The organism is uncultured Microscilla sp., from assembly GCF_947493425.1.
Taxonomy (GTDB): Bacteria; Bacteroidota; Bacteroidia; order Cytophagales; family Microscillaceae; genus Microscilla.
Genome location: NZ_CANLRP010000082.1, coordinates 1 through 18,894 on the forward strand (window position 1 = coordinate 1; position 18,894 = coordinate 18,894).

General features: G+C 40.1%; 17 protein-coding genes. 11 read left to right on the top strand and 6 right to left on the bottom strand.

Annotated features, from left to right (window positions below; translation table 11 throughout):
- The first annotated feature begins 155 nt into the window (after positions 1-155).
- Positions 156-497, top strand: a complete 342-nt coding sequence (locus Q0954_RS19500; RefSeq protein ID WP_299459275.1) for an SgcJ/EcaC family oxidoreductase — start codon at positions 156-158, stop codon at positions 495-497.
- 138 nt (positions 498-635) lie between these two features.
- A complete protein-coding gene (gene hemB, locus Q0954_RS19505; protein WP_299459276.1) occupies positions 636-1,604 on the top strand; it encodes a porphobilinogen synthase in 969 nt (322 codons plus the stop codon).
- A gap of 595 nt (positions 1,605-2,199) precedes the next feature.
- Here hemB and Q0954_RS19510 read toward each other — a convergent pair.
- Entirely contained in the window at positions 2,200-3,060 is an 861-nt protein-coding gene (locus Q0954_RS19510) for an OmpA family protein (protein ID WP_299459277.1), read from the bottom strand.
- Positions 3,061-3,795: 735 nt separating this feature from the next.
- Between Q0954_RS19510 and Q0954_RS19515 the strand changes: the two genes are divergently transcribed.
- The 5 genes from Q0954_RS19515 (at position 3,796) to Q0954_RS19535 (ending at position 11,345) form a co-directional block, all read left to right on the top strand.
- The gene (locus Q0954_RS19515; RefSeq protein WP_299459278.1) at positions 3,796-5,394 is read left to right on the top strand and encodes a hypothetical protein; all 1,599 of its coding nucleotides are present in this window, start codon (positions 3,796-3,798) and stop codon (positions 5,392-5,394) included.
- Between the two features lie 556 nt (positions 5,395-5,950).
- Positions 5,951-6,541 carry a sigma-70 family RNA polymerase sigma factor gene (locus Q0954_RS19520; protein ID WP_299459279.1) on the top strand — a complete coding sequence of 197 codons (591 nt, stop codon included), beginning with the start codon at positions 5,951-5,953 and terminating at the stop codon, positions 6,539-6,541.
- The gene (locus Q0954_RS19525) at positions 6,534-7,400 is read left to right on the top strand and encodes a hypothetical protein (protein WP_299459280.1); all 867 of its coding nucleotides are present in this window, start codon (positions 6,534-6,536) and stop codon (positions 7,398-7,400) included. Before Q0954_RS19520 ends, Q0954_RS19525 begins: the two co-directional genes overlap by 8 nt.
- Before the next feature lie 215 nt (positions 7,401-7,615).
- Positions 7,616-8,074, top strand: coding sequence for a hypothetical protein (locus tag Q0954_RS19530; RefSeq protein WP_299459281.1), 459 nt, complete (start codon positions 7,616-7,618; stop codon positions 8,072-8,074).
- A 502-nt stretch (positions 8,075-8,576) separates the two neighbouring features.
- Positions 8,577-11,345 carry a CHAT domain-containing protein gene (locus tag Q0954_RS19535; protein WP_299459282.1) on the top strand — a complete coding sequence of 923 codons (2,769 nt, stop codon included), beginning with the start codon at positions 8,577-8,579 and terminating at the stop codon, positions 11,343-11,345.
- Positions 11,346-11,598: 253 nt separating this feature from the next.
- Here the strand turns inward: Q0954_RS19535 and Q0954_RS19540 are convergent, their stop codons facing one another.
- Entirely contained in the window at positions 11,599-12,636 is a 1,038-nt protein-coding gene (locus Q0954_RS19540) for a hypothetical protein (RefSeq protein WP_299459283.1), read from the bottom strand.
- A 12-nt stretch (positions 12,637-12,648) separates the two neighbouring features.
- On the bottom strand, positions 12,649-13,167 hold the full coding sequence (locus Q0954_RS19545; protein ID WP_299459284.1) for a hypothetical protein: 519 nt from the start codon (positions 13,165-13,167) through the stop codon (positions 12,649-12,651).
- A gap of 554 nt (positions 13,168-13,721) precedes the next feature.
- Here Q0954_RS19545 and Q0954_RS19550 point away from each other — a divergent pair.
- The 4 genes from Q0954_RS19550 (at position 13,722) to Q0954_RS19565 (ending at position 17,332) form a co-directional block, all read left to right on the top strand.
- A complete protein-coding gene (locus tag Q0954_RS19550; RefSeq protein WP_299459285.1) occupies positions 13,722-14,381 on the top strand; it encodes a TetR/AcrR family transcriptional regulator in 660 nt (219 codons plus the stop codon).
- A 76-nt stretch (positions 14,382-14,457) separates the two neighbouring features.
- Complete coding sequence (locus Q0954_RS19555) at positions 14,458-14,862, top strand: DUF1330 domain-containing protein (RefSeq protein ID WP_299459286.1); 405 nt, start codon at positions 14,458-14,460, stop codon at positions 14,860-14,862.
- Between the two features lie 34 nt (positions 14,863-14,896).
- Positions 14,897-15,868, top strand: a complete 972-nt coding sequence (locus tag Q0954_RS19560) for an NADPH:quinone oxidoreductase family protein (protein ID WP_299459287.1) — start codon at positions 14,897-14,899, stop codon at positions 15,866-15,868.
- Positions 15,869-16,567: 699 nt separating this feature from the next.
- On the top strand, positions 16,568-17,332 hold the full coding sequence (locus Q0954_RS19565) for a glycosyltransferase family 2 protein (protein ID WP_045115001.1): 765 nt from the start codon (positions 16,568-16,570) through the stop codon (positions 17,330-17,332).
- A 59-nt stretch (positions 17,333-17,391) separates the two neighbouring features.
- Here Q0954_RS19565 and Q0954_RS19570 read toward each other — a convergent pair whose 3' ends face one another.
- The 3 genes from Q0954_RS19570 to Q0954_RS19580 all read right to left on the bottom strand — a co-directional run bounded on the left by Q0954_RS19570 (position 17,392) and on the right by Q0954_RS19580 (position 18,863).
- Entirely contained in the window at positions 17,392-17,796 is a 405-nt protein-coding gene (locus Q0954_RS19570; RefSeq protein ID WP_299459288.1) for an immunity 22 family protein, read from the bottom strand.
- A 69-nt stretch (positions 17,797-17,865) separates the two neighbouring features.
- The gene (locus Q0954_RS19575; RefSeq protein WP_299459289.1) at positions 17,866-18,036 is read right to left on the bottom strand and encodes a hypothetical protein; all 171 of its coding nucleotides are present in this window, start codon (positions 18,034-18,036) and stop codon (positions 17,866-17,868) included.
- Between the two features lie 338 nt (positions 18,037-18,374).
- On the bottom strand, positions 18,375-18,863 hold the full coding sequence (locus Q0954_RS19580) for a hypothetical protein (protein ID WP_299459290.1): 489 nt from the start codon (positions 18,861-18,863) through the stop codon (positions 18,375-18,377).
- Between the last annotated feature and the right edge of the window lie 31 nt (positions 18,864-18,894).

The window sequence follows — 18,894 nt, forward strand, 5'->3', positions numbered from 1 at the left end:
AAATATTGAAATATTTATATTAAAAAACTTGAATTTTAAGATAGTATCTATGGACTAAATACTATGGACTATTGTTAAATCAATCATTCTTTTTATTTTTAGGTTTGCTACTATTGGCAGGATGCAACTCTACAGAATCAAACAACAATACCCCTATGACAACCAACGCCGCCCAAGTGGTACAACAACAGCTCGACGCTTATAACAAGCGCGATATTGATGCTTTTATGACACTTTTTAGCGACAACGCTACCTTACTTAGTTTTCCGGGCGACCAAGTGTTGGCACAGGGCAAAGCTAAAGTAAAAGAAGTATACCAAAAACTGTTTGAAAGTTCGCCCAAGCTTCATAGTGAGCTTATCCATCGCTCGGTTATTGGCAACCGGGTGATTGACCACGAACGCATTAGTGGGCGCCTGGGCAACGATGTAGTAGAGCTGGTGGTGGTATACGAAGTAACCAAGGGGAAGATTAGCCGATGTATGGTGATTAAGTAGCACAACACAACAGGTATCTTATCTTGAATCTTATTGCTAAAAAGGGAGGCTATTATAAACCTTCAATTGTTTCACAACAAAAGTTTAAGTTTTAACTTTGCTACCCATTGACTTGTAGATAAAAAAACAAAAACACTTATGTTCAAAAGACCTCGTCGTAACCGAAAATCCTCTGTGATTCGAAAAATGGTACAAGAAACCAGGGTGAGTGTGGAAGATCTTATTTTTCCATTGTTTGTGATTGAAGGCGAAAACGAAAAAGCCGAAGTAGCTTCTATGCCAGGTATTTATCGTTATTCGCCTGATTTGTTGCTGACCGAAATAGGCGAATGTATGGCGTTGGGGCTCAAATCTTTTGCGATTTTCCCGAGTTTGCCCGAAGATAAAAAAGACAAAATGGCAAGCGAGTCTACCAATGTAGAGGGTTTATACCTGCAAACCATTAGCGATATCAAGGCTACTTATGAAGATGCTTGCATTATAACCGATGTGGCCATGGACCCTTACAGCTCTGACGGACACGATGGCATAGTACAGGATGGTAAAATTCTGAATGATGAAACCTTAGAGATTTTGGCCGAAATGGCGGTGGCTCAGGCCAAAGCTGGGGCAGATATTGTGGCACCCTCAGACATGATGGATGGCAGGGTGGAGTTTATAAGAGAGGCATTGGATGATGAGGGCTTTGAAGAAGTGTCTATTATGGCATACACTGCCAAGTACGCCAGTGCTTTTTATGGTCCTTTCCGAGATGCCCTAGATTCGGCTCCTAAGTTTGGTGATAAGAAAACTTACCAGATGGACCCTGCCAATCGTCGGGAAGCATTGATAGAAGCAGAGTTGGACGAATCGGAAGGCGCTGATTTTTTGATGGTAAAACCTGCCTTGCCTTACTTAGATGTTATCAGAACTTTAAAACAAGACTTTGACTTACCTATAGCTGCTTACAACGTAAGCGGCGAATATGCCATGATCAAGGCGGCCGACCAACAAGGGTGGTTGGATGGTACGCAGGCAATGCAAGAATGTTTATTGAGCATTAAACGCGCTGGAGCTGATGTAATTTTGACTTATTTTGCCAAAGAATTTGCTTTGTTAAGCAATTAAAAAATAAATGCTCCCCTTTTTGTGTTAAGTAGTAAACAGCTATTAAACTAAAAAAATCCTCTTGAGTATAAAGCAAGAGGATTTTTTATTAATTATTATTCAAAATGCTTGACTTCATTCAATCGTTAAAAGATGCTTTCAAAGGTGTATTTCTGGTAGGATTGTTTTGTACTTTTCTATCTTTAACCATCCTTCCTAAGGGTACCTATTGTGGACAGTATTATTTAGAGCATTACCCACGCTATGAGCCTACAATTTGTCAAAAGCTCCGATCAACACCTCAGCCTACTATTCGCCAGAAAGCCTGGCAAGCTCATCGAGCGCAAGTTAGTCGTATTTTATACAATCACTAAAAACAGTAGTTCACAGCTCTGTCTTGCACATTGGCGTCAGCTTAATTTTTTGCTTGAAGGGATTAAGTTGTTGATAAACAGTACTTTATTTTGAAAATAAGCACCTCTTAGAGTTACTTGATCTTGATGTGTTAGGAGCACACGCGGGACGCGTGCGCCAGCCAAACCATCAAAAAAAACAAAAAATCCTCTTGAACACGTGTTCAAGAGGATTTTTTGTTTTAAATAAAGTCACTGTATGATCAACCCTGGTCTAACAACTTAAACAGCTCATCTAACTTGGGCGAAAGCACAATTTCTATCCGGCGGTTTTTTGCCCTGCCTTCTTTGTTTTTGTTCGAAGCCACTGGAGAAGTTTCACCTCTACCGGCGGGAGTCAGGGTTTTGGGGTCTACATCGTAGTCCTTAACCAAAATGCGTACTATAGAGGTGGCACGCAATACGCTCAAGTCCCAGTTGTCGCGAAACCTTGCCGTAGTAATAGGAATACTGTCTGTATGCCCCTCTATCTGAATATCAATGTCTTGATTTTTGTTCAACACCTCCGCTAGTTTACCCAATGCCTTTTTACCCTTACGGTCTACATCGGTACGCCCTGACTTAAACAACAGTTTTTCGGCAAGCGATACATATATTTTACCATTCTTGCTCGTTACGGTAAGTTCGTCAGGGTTAAAGTTCTTAAGCGCATTGCGCACTTTACCCAATAGGTTTTTCAGCAAATTGTCTTTACGGTCAATAGCCGCCTTTAGCTTTTGTACTACAGCTTCACGATTAGCAAGTAGTTGTTCTTTACGCTGTAGTTCTTTTTCGCGTTCGTTGAGCTGCTTGCGTAGTTGGGTAGTGGTAAGGTTGCTCGCCTCACGCAATGACGCATACTTGCGGTTCAGGTCGCGTAGCTCCTTGCCCAAACGAGTCGTATCGTTTTTTAGGTTCGCTACTTCCCCTAATAGTTTTCTGCGCTCGGTTTGCAAGCGTTTTTTTTCTTTGATCAACTTGTTCTTAGCCGCCACTTCAGCATCGTATTTTTTCTTCGACACCAGACAAGACGAAAGACTGGCGCCTAATAAGCAAGCAAGTGCTGCTATATAGATTCTTCTCATAACTAAATTTTCAGTTTAACTATTCAAGGTTTACAAGTAATTTCTGACAAAGTTATTAAATAATCACCACACTTACTTTTGCGCAAGCCCTCAAACCATACATAGCAGAAGTAAACATAATAGTAATATACAACTATAAATTTTGAGCGAAATGCTTCATTAGAGTTCCAAAACAGGTTTTTTATGCGTATTTTAATAGTTACATTTTAATATCGATTGGTATTTGTAAACTTTCTCCACTCATAAGAAGTAAGGGATTGTAGTTCTAAGGTTAGTTAGTCTAAAAATGAGCTAACTACACCCTTATAAACTATCTACTATTTTACCCACTACTAAAGCTACTTTATTGCCATAGCCACTGGTTATATATACTTGTGGTCTTGTGTGCCTGACAAATGCTGCAAAAAGTATTCTTCATTTCCTAACATGCTTTTTTGTAGTTCAAATCATCCTGATGCTTTCTAATATTTGAATATGCTTAAGCAACTCGTTTATTTTGTACCATAAAACTATGTTTTAAACAAGTTGTCATTTTGCTATCCTGCTATAAGCCCGGCATACAAGCCATGGGCTTTTTGGCCACAGTAGCCCCTTGCTTCCAGCACTCTTTTGCCATTTAACTACCCTCTCAGTCATTGCACTTCAGCCAGAAAATTCAAACAATTTTCAAGAAATAGTTACAGTCCAATTCATATTTAAATTAAAATGTTTATGAAAAAACTAGTGTTTAATCTTATGCTATTATCAATAGCTTTCGGTCAGGTATTCAATGTTCAGGCTCAAGCCCAAGTTACTCAAAATCAAGCACAACAGGCAAAGAAAGTGTTAAATACACTTGCCTATTATTTTGGCAACGATGGTATGATGCCTGAGCTAAAAGTACGAAAGAAACTCAACCAGCCAGCACTTTATACCAACTACCAAAAACCGCAAATATTATTAGATGAGCAAATGTTTCAAATCAGCCGCTCGTTTGGCAAAGACTCTACCGTAGTACTGGCGTTTGTGCTGGGGCACGAAATGGCACACCATTACCTCAAACACTCGCCAGGAGATGCCAGTGATATAAAAACCCACGAAAAAGACGCCGATAAATGGGGTTGTTTTTATGCACACGTGGCAGGCTACAAGGTAAGCCCTGAGTTATACGCCCGCTTGCTCGACAAAATATATGAGGTGTATAAGCTCCACGAAAACATTGCCCACTACCCCGCCAAAGAAGCCCGCAAAAAACTGGGCTTGCAAAAGGTGAAAGAGATACAAGACTTTAACCTGGGCGAGGTGTTTAACAGTGCCAAGTTTTTGTATGCTATAGGCAAGCTGGGTAAATCGATTGATTGCCTGGAATTTATCTTTAACAAACACTTTAAAAGTGCCGAAATGTGTAATAACCTTGCCGTATCTTATTTGAGCACAATTGCCCAGATAAAGCCATTGTATCAACGGATATTTTTGTTTCCTTTTGAGTTTGATGGTAGCACATCGCTCAGGTCTGAACAACCCAAGGTAAACTTACCCAAACTATTTGAAAAATCGGAGTCGCTTTTACGCCAGGCATTGAGTATTCGCAAAAACTACCAGACAGCACGTATCAACCTGGCTTGTTTGCAGATCATGCAACGCAAGTTTGGCTCGGCTACCGATAACCTACTTGAGCTTGCCAACGAAACCGGCCAACTGCCCCCACAAGCGCATTCGTTGTTGGCACTGGTGTATGCCTACCGCAATAATCACCCTAAAGCTACCCAACATTTTAAGGCGGCCATTGCCGCCTCCAACAACTATATAGCCCGGTGTAACTATGCCATTTATAAAAAACTGGTGCCTCAGGCAAAAGAGCAGTTTTCGGCAAGGATAAAAGCAATGAAAGAGTATGAGGTGGCAGATTTGATAGAAGAAGTAAAAAAAGAGACGTTGCACGCTACACCGAACGCAGCGGGTTTTCAGCCACAAACCCAAGCTTTTGCTAATATTACCCAGCTCAAAACCAGTAAAACGGTGATAGCGATGCGCCCCTATTTTGAAGTAAGGCCTGCCCAAAAAGTGTTGCCTTCGGGGTATCATTATATCAAAATAAAAACCGAAGAAGCCCACCTAAGCGAAGACCAACAACCCGAAATGCTGGTGTATGAAGTGTGCTTTACCCCAAAAAACGATCGTAAACTGTCGTTGTTGGGAGTAAAGATTGGCGACCCGGTCAAAAAACTGACTGCGGTATTGGGCAAACCAAGCCAATTGCCAGGTAATTTTTATAGCTACAAAAACCGAAATATTATCATAGAGACAAAAAAAAACAACATCATTGGATGGATGATTTATCGCAAAGTTGAATAACTATTGAATACCTTTGCAATAATTTCATTGGTTCGAGTTCAATGCTGTGTAATAATAGTCCATAGCGTTTAGTCGATAGTCAGTAGCGGATGCGAGAAATGTTTACCTGATGAATAGTGTAAATCATAGCTTTTAAGTTCATCCTCTACTGATCAGGGGTTATCAACTTTGACTACAATCGCTTCTAACTACGCTTTTTATAAGTTACTAAAAATCAACGTGATAGAAAAAGTGTAGCTACTTAGGGAACAAGGTATACCTAGAACCTTGCACCTAGTCCCTAGAACCTTGTCAAGGCTGTGGAGTATTGATATCAAACACTGTAACAACCATAATTTGAGGGAATTTTTTGTTGGACTATCAAAAAAGCCTAGTGCTGATAGTTGACCGTATGGCAAGCCAAAAGCGCAGAAAACAAACAAATTCGATAACATTGTTCGGTGTTCATAGAACCTTCAAAAGCATTGCACCATACTTTTTTCAGCGGGGTTTCTCAGTCAAAGGGAATACACCCCACCAGTTAATTTATTCTAAAACCAAAACAAGTCCAACTAAAATGAAAGACCAGGAAATAATCAGCAGTTTGCGGGGAGGCAACTCTTTGCAACGCAACCATGCAACCAAGGCGTTGATGAAGCAGAACTTTGCCAGTTTGTGCAAAATCGTATTGTCTTACTCTAAGTCGCCCGCCGAAACCGAACAAAATGCCACCGAATTGTTTCGCGATTCGTTTATAGCATTGCATCGCACCCTACAAAACCCACAATGGTCGTTGCAATCGAGCAAGCTTAGCACCTACTTTTATACCATTGCCCAACGAGTACAGATGAACAAGGCAAAAAAACAAAAAGAATCTCCTTATCATTACGGAGACATTAGCCCCCGGCAAGAGCACAAGCTAAGCCAGGACATGTACCAACAAAGCATGTCGAAAGATGAAAACGTAGACACCTTGCAACAAGCTATAGTAAAGCTCGATAGTAAGTGCCAACAATTGATCAAAGAATACTATTACTCTAATGCCTCCTGGAAAGACATTGCCCAAGAGCAAAAATCGGCGCCGGATGCCATCAGACAGCGAGCGTCTAAATGTATCAAAAAACTTAGAAGCATCTATTCAACTTTAAAACACCCAAGAAATGATTAATCAAACGAACCGCGAACTATTGATCCAGCAATATATAGAAGGTAGCTTGTCGGAACAAGACACCAAAAAGTTTGAGGCATTGCTCAAGCGCGATACTACCTTGCGTAATGATGTAGCCCTACAGCAAGAGATCAACACCCACATTGAGGCTGCTTTTGCCATGCAAGACCTGGACGATTTGCTCGATGAGGTGGTCAAAGACAATAAGGATTTTATTAAAAAAACAGCGAAAGACACTTTTAAACAAAGCAAACGGACAAAAGGCTTCAAAAACCTGATTGTGTTATTGGTAGCAGTAGGAGCTTTGCTAAGCGGTGGGCTGTGGCTATCGGCAAGGTATCAAAATACAGCCGCTAAAGCCAGTCAATTGGCTACCTTGCCCCAACACCCCATTGCCGAAGGCACTTACTTGCTCCGGGCAAACAGTACAGGAGAGCGGCCTGCTACCTCACCAGGTAAAACAAGTCAGCCAAAAACAGCAATAGAAAAACAAGCCAGTAGTAAAACCCCACCAGGCAAAACCTTGAAGGCACCCCCCGCTTTGTCGCCTTTGCGCAGCCAACTCGACTCGTTGCCCGAAATTGTTACCGAACGGGGTATGGGGTTTGGCAAAGCTGCTGGGGTGCGTACTACCTACCGCCCGGTGTATTTTTATAATCGTTTGCCCGATGCCAATAAAGACCACACCGAAGTATACTATCAGTTTAGAGATACCTTAAGGGTGTATGGGCAGGTGACCCAACGTAGTCGTTTGTTTTTGTTGTTCAGACCCCACCAAGGTGAATACTATATGGTAACCCCAAAAGACACCATTCCGCTGGCGTATAAAGAGCGAAAAATACAGCCGCTCAAGAAGTAATTGCCCCTGTTTTGGGTAGTTAATTATAAAAACTCATATTTTTTCAAAAAAAATATGAGTTTTTATTTTTCTGTCTATCAATGAGTTATGGTTTAATTTAAAAAAATATTAAAAAAAAATCACCCCAAGTGCTCACACTTTTGTCCGTTGCCCCTCTAACTAGGCAAAACAACAAAAGAAAATAATTACTCTACAATTTTAAACATTACTGAATTATGCTACTTGGACAAAATACCTTGACTCTTGACGCTCCTGAAACAACTGTTGAAAACAACGCTTCTATTACTAGAGCCACCAACAAAACAACCAATGCCTACCACGCCCTCAAAGACATCAACGAAGTAGACCCACTCACCGACGAAGACCACGAAACCCTGCAGATGGTGCGGGAAGTATTGAGAAAAAGAAATGCCATTGATAAATTTGGGGTATCCTTACTCCACGATCACTTTGATATAAACGAGGATGAGATGTTAGTTGAAACTACTGATCCGGTTACTCGCATCCAAACAATTAAGCCTTATCGCAATCAAGAGCTCAAGGAAGCCAAAGTATTAGACGATGGTTATATTCAAACTAACTGGAGGTTTGATAGCAATGATCCTAAAAACCTCATTTGTGTATTAGCTTGTTCTACAGGTTCACATCCTTCTAAACACAGACCTCTTTTATAACAGAAAATGGAAAGCAAACCTTAAAAGCATCCAAATGAATTCATTTGGATGCTTTTTTATTCGACTTAATCAAGATGTATGTATAAGTAACTTTTACTAGTGAATAAAAACTAAACATTTACTCTACCCGACGGTTTTTACAACTTGCTGATTGTTAATAATTTATATATGCATTAACTTTCAATATTTTTGATCAAAAAAATGCGAAAAAGTGCTTTTAAAGCTCTGAAAATGAGTTTTTAAATTTTATTTGCTTCAAAAGCATCAAAAACCGTCGGGTAGAGTACTAAACATTAATTGTTCTGGTAAAGTTATTTATGGGGTCTTTAATAATTAGCCCTGTTAATTTTAACTTTTGGTACTTTCTTTTCTCATTCTATTTGGGTAAATTTGTAAGTCATTGATCTATTATAATAAGGTCTTTTTACCTTCCTTTTTTTTCAAATCTAAACAATACCTATTTTACCTACGTAATCTTAGGTAAAAACAAAACCGGAGAAGTATGAGGCATTTACCCCTCTTTATAACAATACTCATCCTTTCATCTTATTTGCAGGTTACACGAGTTTTAGCTCAAATATCGCCAATAAACTACCAGCAAAAAGTAGATTCATTAGTAAGAAAAAGAAAATACTTATTAGCTAATAAACATCTTGTTAGAGTTAATAAATACTACAGGCATAACCAAAAATGGGATGAATATCTAGCTAATTACAAACAAATTCTTATTAATTTAATACAAGCCCAAGAGCTTGATGCCTTTGAAAAAAAGGCTAAGAAAATACAAAATATAATTGATACGTTAAATCATCAATCTTCAACTTTTACCTCCTTCCTATTTTCCTCACTAGGTTATCTACACGAATTGAAAGGAAATACAAAAAAAGCAATTGAATACGACCTAAAAGCACTTGATATATATATAAAACAGAATTCATATAAGAGTGCGACAAAGTTATATATCAATATAGGTAATTCATATGAAGGTATAGGAGCATTCAACATAGCAGAGCAATACTTGAACGAAGCAATTTCTATTCTAAAACAGGCACCATCTGATAGTATATTATTAGGAACGACTTACAATAATCTTTCAATTGTATGTAGCCGTAAAAGAACATTAAGCAAGGCATTAAAGTTTGCTCAAATGGCATTAGCTATCAGGAAAAAGGTGTTACCTAAAAATCACCCTCATATAAATAACTCATATCAGCTATTAGGATTAGTATATAGTGATCTGGAACAATATCAAAAAGCCCTGTTATTCTTTAAGAAAACTTTGTTGTTTAGAGAAAAGAAATACTCTAAACAACATCCATTGGTTGCTACATCTAACTTGCAACTTGCCAATGTATACCAAAAGCAAAAAAAGTATGACCTAGCACTTCAGCATTACCAAAAGGCGCAACAAATATGGAGTAAAAGCAGAAAGTATCAAGCCCTGAGCAATTTGTATAATTTTATGGCAAAGGCGTATCATACCCAAAAAAACCATCAAAAAGCCCTCCTCACTTACCAAAAAGCCCTTTGTTACAATTCCAAAACTTTCAAAGACAGTAGCAATGTTGCTGTAACTCCAGGCATTAACGAGTACAACAATGGACGGTTATTTATGGAAACCCTGCGGGGCAAGGCGGCGGTATTGGTGGCAAAGGGCGATGCGGGCTCGTTAGAAGTTGCCCTCAAAACTTATCAATTATGCGATGAGTTGATCCAAAAATTCAGGCAGCAGTATGTGCGGCACCAGGATAAGCTCATGCTGGCAAAAATATCGGCTGAGGTATACGAAAATGCCCTGGTGACTTGCTACCGTTTGATGCGTCAGCAAAGAAACAAAGAGGCTTTGTATACCCAATTAGCGTTTCACTTCTCAGAGCGCAACAAGGCATCTATTTTGCGCGAAGCACTGCAGGAAGCCAACGCCCGCTTTGGTTTGCCTCAACAACTGGTAGACCAAGAGCAAGACCTCAAGGTAAACCTGGCTTATTATACCAAACAGTTGGCTAATGCCCAGGCACGCAAAGACAGCGTAAAAATCAACCGTTACCAAAACAAGTTGTTTGACCTCAACCAACAACATGAACAATTGACCCAAACCTTGGAAAAAAACTACCCAAGTTATTATCAACTCAAGTACAAAACCGCTTTGGTGAGCCTGAAGCGCATCCAACAATCGTTGCCTGCCCAGGCTTTGTTGGTAGAGTACTTTACCACGCCTCATCAACTATACGCTTTTGCGGTGTCTAAAACCCAAGCCAAAATGTTGGCCTTGCCGGGGGGCAAAGCGTTTCATGGCATTATTAGAAAATACGGTCGTAGTATCAAAACCCGTAAGCGCGCCGGAGATTTTGCCAAGGCGTCTTACCAAGCCTACCAAACCCTGATGGCACCCCTTGAGCCCTATATGGGCAACAAAACCCAAATTATTGTCATCTGCGATGGCAAATTGTTGGGCGTTCCGTTTGAACCCTTGATTAGCAAAAAAGCTCCAGACCTGGTCGCCCAGTTTGCCGGGCTTGATTTTATGATTAAGAAATACCAGTTTTTTTATCATTATTCGGCCAACCTCATGGTACAAAAAATGTTGCGCAAGCAACCCGCCCAACGCAACGATTTTTTGGGCATGGCACCCGTATTTACCAAAAACAGCCAAGGCAATACCCGCGATGAAAGCGCCAACCAACCCCCTCAGGCGTTGCCTTACACCGAAAAAGAAATTGATAAAATAAGCGACGTGTTTAAGCAAAACGGGCGCCACCAGATAAAGTCGGTGTTGCATACCCAAGCCACCGAGCAAAGCTTTAAAACTATAGGGCAGCAGTACAAGTATATCCACCTGGCCACCCATAGCGTGACCAACGCCCAACAACCCGAACTTGCCTATATTCAGTTTGAGCCTACCCCAAAAAGCAAAGACAGCTACAACGAGGGCAAGCTATACGCCAACGAGATTTACGCCTTGAGCCTCAACGCCGATTTGGTGGTGTTGAGTAGTTGTGAGTCGGGGTCGGGCAAGATAGAACGGGGCGAAGGTATGATGGGGCTCAACCGGAGCTTTTTGTATGCGGGTGCCCGCCACGTGATGTATTCGTTGTGGAAGGTAAAAGACCGCCCTACGAGCGAGTTTATGATCAGCTTTTATAAAAAACTGGTAGTAGGCAAACATTCTTTTAGCAAGGCGCTACAGCTTGCCAAACAAGAGTACATCAAAACTCACCCCCTAAAGCGTCCTCACGATTGGGCAGGTTTCCTGATCATAGGGCAGCTTTAAAATCAATTTAAGAGGAGCAAGGTTTAAGCAACAAGTCGCAAGCCTTCAATGAGTAGTATAATAGCTTTATAATGAGTGAGTTACTCCTTACTTGTAGCACCGATATACATCGGTATCTAAGGACTTATGGCTAACTGCTTACTACCACTACTTATTAAAAATAACCCGAACAAAAAATCGCAAAAGTTTGAGTTTACTCAAACTTTTGCGATTTTTTGTTTTATCAAGCATTAGAATCTTGTTTAGTTGGTCATTACTTTACTTTTTTAAACTTGCCAATAAAGAGTTCTTCTTCTTCGTTGGTGAGTTTCCAGTAATAAGTACCTTTCTTGAGGTCATTCATTACATGCTTGATAGTTTTGCTATCTTTTACCTTTTTCAAGGGCAATTCCATCACCACTGCTTTGGTCATAGATTGGGCATTGTATATGGTAAGTAGCAAAGTACTTTTGCCTTCATACTTCACCTCAAAAACCACTTCTTTGGCGGCAAGGTCGTTGCCAGTAATGGGGCTTATCACGCTTACCGCATCGGCACCCCGGCTTGTTTGGTAATTGCTTAGCTCATCTTCCCAATATTTGATTTCTTGCTTGTTGATCGCAATCAACTGTTGCATTTCTTTGTCTTTGGTTAAATCATTGGCAAGCGTTTTGGCAGTTACTTCCTTTGCTGGAATCTTGGTTACCACAGGTTTAGGGTTGTTATTGCTGGCAAGTGTTTGAGGGTTTATGACAGACTCATTGTGCCCGGTAATTGCCTTGGGGGGTGTTTTTATCTCCGGTTTAGGCTCTTTTACCGATATTTTGGTTACATCTACCAGTGTTTTGTCCGACACATAGTTGGTAGCCAGTGCTTCGCCACCAGGTAAATCATTATTTTGTACTTTTTGATAAGTCCAGGTACCCATGCCTATCAGCAATACAGCAGCAGCAGCAGCTGTGGTTTTCCAGGTCCATCTGGTATGCAATGGTTTTACAGTAGTTTTTGTACTGTTTGTAACCAACGTTGCTTTTTGCATACTGGCTTTGATATTGCTCAACATTTGATCGTGTGCCATTTGATCATATCCTTTGAGCAATTCAGGTTCTTCGCTTAGCATTTTTTTGGCTACTCTTTGCAGGCGTGCTCCTTCTACTATAGCTTCAAAAAAAGGGTCATTGTCCAGCAAAGTTTCAAATGCTTCCATTTGCACATCTGGCATGGTACCTTTGAGGTAAGCAGCAATTTGATCTTTTGCATAAAAAGGATGTTTTTCCATAGGTTGATGATTAGATTTACTTCTTCGTTCCATTACAGATTACTATTAAACATCGCCGTCTCTCACAATCATTTTGATCTTTTTTTGAGCCCTTTCTTTAATTTTCCGATAAGAAGCTACGTTCAATTTTTTACCAAACTTTTTCTTATAATCGCCTGCGATCATATCCACAATTTTGTCTTGCTTGTGAACATCTTCGTGTTGCATAGCCGCTCTCATAATAAAAGCCTGTTGATCGTTTAAGTAAGCCAATATTATATTAATATCTTTGCCTAAAAATAGTTCGTAGGTTTCATCAGGGTGAATGGTAGGGGCATACTCGTGACTGACAGAATGGTTAACCATCATTCTGTTCTGGTGTCTATAATGATAAAAAGCCATGTTTTTGGCTATAGTAAACATCAAAGCTCTAGCTTCATCTTCTGAGGTTACTTTTTCGTTATATTTAACAAAAAAACTCTCCCATGAATTTTGCAATACGTCTTCAATGTCCTTATTTATATCAGTATATCCCCAGAATGTTCCCAATATTTTTTTGATAAAAGGATAAAGTTCCTTATTCACTTTTTGGATGAAATCTTCTCCGAACATCTATCTTCTTATTGAACCTTTACTAATACAATGCATACAAGAGGTAAAAATGACATGCCAATGTTTTTTTTTCATCATTTCGTACAATACACTCATCGAATGTGCCTAAGGAATGGTGAAAAAATCACCTTCAAACCGAAAGGTTTTTTTGGCTATTCCCAGGTGCCTGACCATTCGTCAAAAGTTAGGGGGTACTATGGATGACCGCCCTGTTATTATCTTCAATTTACCAATGCCTGATAAATCAGCTGTTAAACTCAAATATATACTATGTTGATCTTTAACGGATTTTTTGATGGAAGGAACATGCCAAGCCACAATTTTGTAAAATGAGAGTGTACTTCACTGTTCAATGTATAATTTTAAATAGCTAAATATTTAATTATCGGGTAATTCAGCACATCCCATTATTTTGCTGTTTGCTTTGCCCGTGTATAGCGTTTAGTATAAAAATACTAATTATATTGTGTTATACAGATATTGCTTATAACTTTGACAATATCCATTGCAGGAAAAGATTTAGGAAGATGAAAGAAAGCAAAAAGAAAATTATCCAGACGGCAATAGATTTATTCAACCAACATGGAGTGGGTAATGTACGGGTGCACGACATAGCGGCGGCTGCGCATATAAGCCCCGGTAACCTTACTTATCATTTCTCTACCAAAAAAGCATTGATGGAGGCAGTGTATGACTATATGAAACAATGCCTTGAGGGAATGACCCTCGAAAACAGTCACCTGGAAGTAGCCTTTGATGCCTTGAGTATTACCCGTGATTATTTAAGGTTTCAAATTCAATTCCGTTTTTTCTATCGTGATACGCTGGAAATAATGAAGTTGTTTCCTGACATAAGGCAGGCCTATAAAAAAAGAATCCAGAATGTAATTAGCTTTAACCGCAATGTAATAGACCTTGCTGTTGAACAAGGCTACATGAGAACAGAGTCGCACCAGGGGCAATACGATGTGTTGGCACGCAATGCCTGGGCGGTACTCAACTCCTGGCTGATAGAGCGTGAAATCATGAATACCGATGTACAAGAAGGGATCAGGGCGTCGCTGGAGTTACACTATCCTCATTTTACCCCCAAAGGGCAGGCTTTTTATTACAAAATGATTGATTTATTGCCTGGGCTGGTAGCAGCCGAAAGTGGCATCAAATCGTCTTTTGAAGGCTATGAGTAATTCGCAAACTATTGATTATTAATGATTTAAATATATTTGTAGCTCACGGCTACCAAACAATCTTCTAATTATTATTATGCAATTAACCAATCAAATTACTGCTACGGCAGACCAAATAAAGGCGCTGATAAAAGACTATCCTAAAGATACTCCTGTGGCAATGGTCAACCTTCTTAAGTTTAAAGAAAAAACTGACCAAGGCAATGAGAGTGGACAAGATGCCTTCAGGCGTTATTTTGAAAATATGCAACCACTGCTTGCTAAGGCTGAAGCCAAAGTGATATGGTCGGGATATGTACAAAACACCGTCATTGGTGGCGATGACAACCAACCCGATATGGTGGCTGTAGTGGAGTACCCTTCGGTACAACACTTTGTAGATCTGGCAATGTCGCCCGAATACCAGACAGTAAAAAACGACCGTGAAATAGCCTTGACTTATGGTGGGCTCTTGGCTTCGCAAACAACAGTGAAATCGTGATAAACTTCATCAACTTATTCCAAAAACAATCTCAATGAAAGCGGTACTTTGTAAAGAACTAGGATTACCTTCGGCACTGGTGGTAGAAGATATAGCCAGCAAAAAGCCAGGTAAAAAAGAAGTATTAATTGAAGTAAAAGCCTGTAGTGTCAATTATCCTGATACCCTTATTATACAAGGCTTATATCAGTTTAAACCTGAGTTGCCGTTTTCGCCAGGCAGCGACATAGCAGGCATAGTAAAAGAGGTAGGCGAAGAAGTAAAACACCTAAAACCCGGACAAGAGGTGTTTGGCATAGTACCCCACGGTGGGTTTGCCGAAGAGGTAATCGCTCCCGCCAGTGGCGTGTTTCCTAAGCCTGCTGCAATGGATTTTAAAGTAGCCGCCGCTTTTATGATGGCTTATGGTACATCTTATCATGCGCTCAAAGATCGGGCTCACTTGCAAGAGGGTGAAACCTTGCTTGTGCTGGGAGCTTCGGGTGGGGTAGGACTAGCAGCTATAGAACTGGGCAAACTAATGGGGGCTAAAGTGATTGCGGCAGCTTCTACCGACGAAAAACTGGCTTTGTGTAAAGAGTATGGTGCTGACCAAACCATTAATTATACCCAGGAAAACCTCAAAGAACGGGTAAAAGCCTTGACCAATGGCCAAGGGGCCGATGTGGTGTACGACCCGGTAGGAGGCGACTATAGCGAAGCGGCTTTGCGTGCCACTGCCTGGGAAGGACGCTTTTTGGTCGTAGGGTTTCCGGCGGGTATTGCCCAAATAGCCTTAAATTTGCCTTTGCTCAAGGGTTGCCAGATTGTAGGGGTGTTTTGGGGAAGTTTTGCGATGCGATCGCCCCAAAAGAATATGCAAAATACGATGGCGTTGATTAACCATTACACGAAGGGAGAGTTAAAACCCTATATAGATAAAGTGTATTCATTAGAGCAAGCCCCCCAAGCTCTACAGGATATGATGGATAGAAAAACCAAGGGGAAGGTAATAGTACAGCCTTAGTAACGTGTTCAAAATAGGTGTCTGAATTTATTCTAAATTGGACAGCTTCAAAGCCCCGATTTCTTATCGGGGTTATTGTTGAGGGCTACGCCCGAAACCCCGTAAACGGGGCGAACACGTTACTTAACTTTATTTAAATATTGCTGATTATAACGTTTTGCAGTGCTGATAAAAGCTGCCTTGCTCAGCCATCATTTGAGTAAAATCGGTGATACGTTTATCTGTGAGCCGTTACTTTTTGCTTCAGGTCAAAAAGTAACCAAAAACCCTCCGAATCAAGTTCGGAGTTCAAGCACCGCAGCTGTATTTTGTGGTAGCTAAAATTTGTTTCATTTCGCCGAAACAGCTCAAACATTCCCTCGTTCCTCGGTCAGTGATCTGTTTTTACGGCTTCATTTCACAAATTTCCCCGAAGGCAAGTTCGGGATTTTCAACTTAACGCCCACAAAATAAGGCTGAGTCCAGCTGACGCAACTATCTTTACTCGATAACAGCTTTTGACTTAGCTGTAAACTAGCACTACAATCTGTTATAATCAGAAATGTTGAACACTGGTTTTGCCAACTGGTGTTCAATTACACCTTTGCTTAAGTATAAAACTGAAGGGTTAGGGGAGTGTCACATTGCAGAAACCTAAACACAGGTTGGCATTCAACAGAAAAACCTTTTTCTTTGTGCTCTCAAAAACGCAAAGTTGTAGTGATAGATCAAAAGAAAGTAGTAGTAGTAATGCCGGCTTACAATGCAGCCGCAACCCTTGAACAAACCTATCAGGAGATTCCTTTTGACATAGTAGACGAGGTAATTTTGGTAGACGATAACTCTCCTGATAACACCATTGAAGAAGCCAGACGCCTGGGCATTGAAAAGGTGATTAAGCACGAACGCAACAAAGGCTATGGTGGCAACCAAAAAACCTGCTATACCACCGCACTGGAAACAGGAGCCGATATTGTGGTAATGGTACATCCTGATTATCAATATACCCCCTTGTTGATAGAAGCAATGGTGTACCCAATAGCACGCGGGGTTTTTGATGTTATGTTAGGGTCTCGCATTTTGGGCAAAGGAGCATTGCGTGGGGGAATGCCAGTGTATAAATACATTGCCAACCGTTTTCTTACCTTTTTCGAGAACGTCATGCTTAATCAAAAGCTGGCCGAATACCATACTGGCTATAGGGCATTTAGTCGTGAGGTGTTAGAAAAACTTCCGTTAGATGTAAACTCTGATGATTTTGTGTTTGACAATGAAATGCTGGGACAAATTACTTATGCCGATTTTGAAATAGGAGAAGTGACCTGCCCCACCAAATACTTTGAAGAAGCCAGTAGCATCAACTTTAAGCGTAGTATGCAATACGGTTTTGGGGTATTGAGGGTATCTATTACCTATCGTTTGCAAAAATGGGGTCTGGGCAAATTTAAAATTTATAATTTTAAAGAAAGAAAATCGAAAAAGTAACCCACGATATGGAGTGCACTAGCCGTCATTTTAAGCTGATTAAAATGACGGCTAGGTATTTATAAATCTTCAAAACACCCTACAAAACGTATGGGTGCGCCAGGACGTGCTCCTCCTCTATAATAGCGGGTAGAGGCGTGGGCGTTGATCAATAGCAAAGCGTTGAATGGAGGACGGTTGGGGTGATGAAGCACCGTATCAACTGTTTGCCTTAAGGCTGGATTATGAAAAAGTTTGGCTAATGCTTTGGGCAATTCCTGTTGATCTGCCAAAAATATCCCCTTGGCAAAAGCTTCATCATATTGCGGCAAATCAATGTCTTCACAAAAAAGAGACATGGCAGCTTCTTCGTCATCTTCCACTTCTTTGTCTGGTTCCAAACCAGGTGTTTGTGCTATGTACTGATCAAAATCTCTTTGATCATTAAAAAAACCTACCCAAACAAATATTTTTTCTTCTGTCATCGTCATCAAAAAAAATCCCCTTACTGCATACAACCACAATAAGGGGAAACATAATGTACTTTTTAAAATCTACTTTTTGTCCGACTCAACGCCATTATCATCTAATAAACCACAGTAGAAAGCCTCGTTGCCAGCACCTGACATGCAGATGGGCGTACTTTGGTTGTCTGCCGAGGAAGTTTGAGTGGCTGCTAACGACTCTTTGTTCGTTTTGTTGTTTAGTTCGAATGTATAATTCATCTTCATTTAGTATATATTATAGTATCAAATGATGAACCCATGTTGAGTTCAATAACTATTGCTTTGATAAAAGCAAAACCTGATAGCTATGATAACTTATTTCGAAATAAGTTAAATAACCTACCAAAGATACGCACTAAAATATGAAAACGATACAAAACATCCTCATTTAGAGAAATTTCGCTAAAGTCAAACCATGTAACAAAAGTGAGCAAAAAAGCCTTTTAAATACTTTAAAGCTACTTTATTTGTTAAAACCTAACAACTGACAAAGGTTGTTTTAGATAGTATGGAGTTTTCAAAGAATAAATACTCAATAGACAAATGTTGTTTGTTAGTCAATCAGATACTATAAAAAAACGCTTGCCCTCTATGCGGTAACGGGTAGTTTTTTGTTGACCATTTTCTACTTCATGAAAAGAGACTACTCCTTTTTTGTCTCTTGATAAAGTACTGGTATAGACTGTTTTGTTGATTTTGCCATGGGTGTACAAATAACGCTGAATATTGGTGGGTTGCAGCTTTTTTTTGTGCAATGCAGTAGCACTTAAGTAAATAATTTCTCCCCCTTGGTCAGCGGTGTAATAAAAAATCACAATAGCCCTCTTTCCTGTCAACTTGGCAAACGGATATACTACTTGGTCGCCAATGGCAGCTCCTTCAGGAAATAACTTTTGTGCTTGGCGTACATCTTTGCCAGTATAGGTTTTGCCTACTTCAAGTTCGGGAACTTTGTTCAATACTTTCTTCGTGTATTCTTGTGCCTGGCTGTTAAAGCTGAGCAAACACAGGCTTGCTATCAAGTAGTATAGGTGGGTATTTCTCATAATATGCTGTTTTTGATGAGTAAGTAATAAT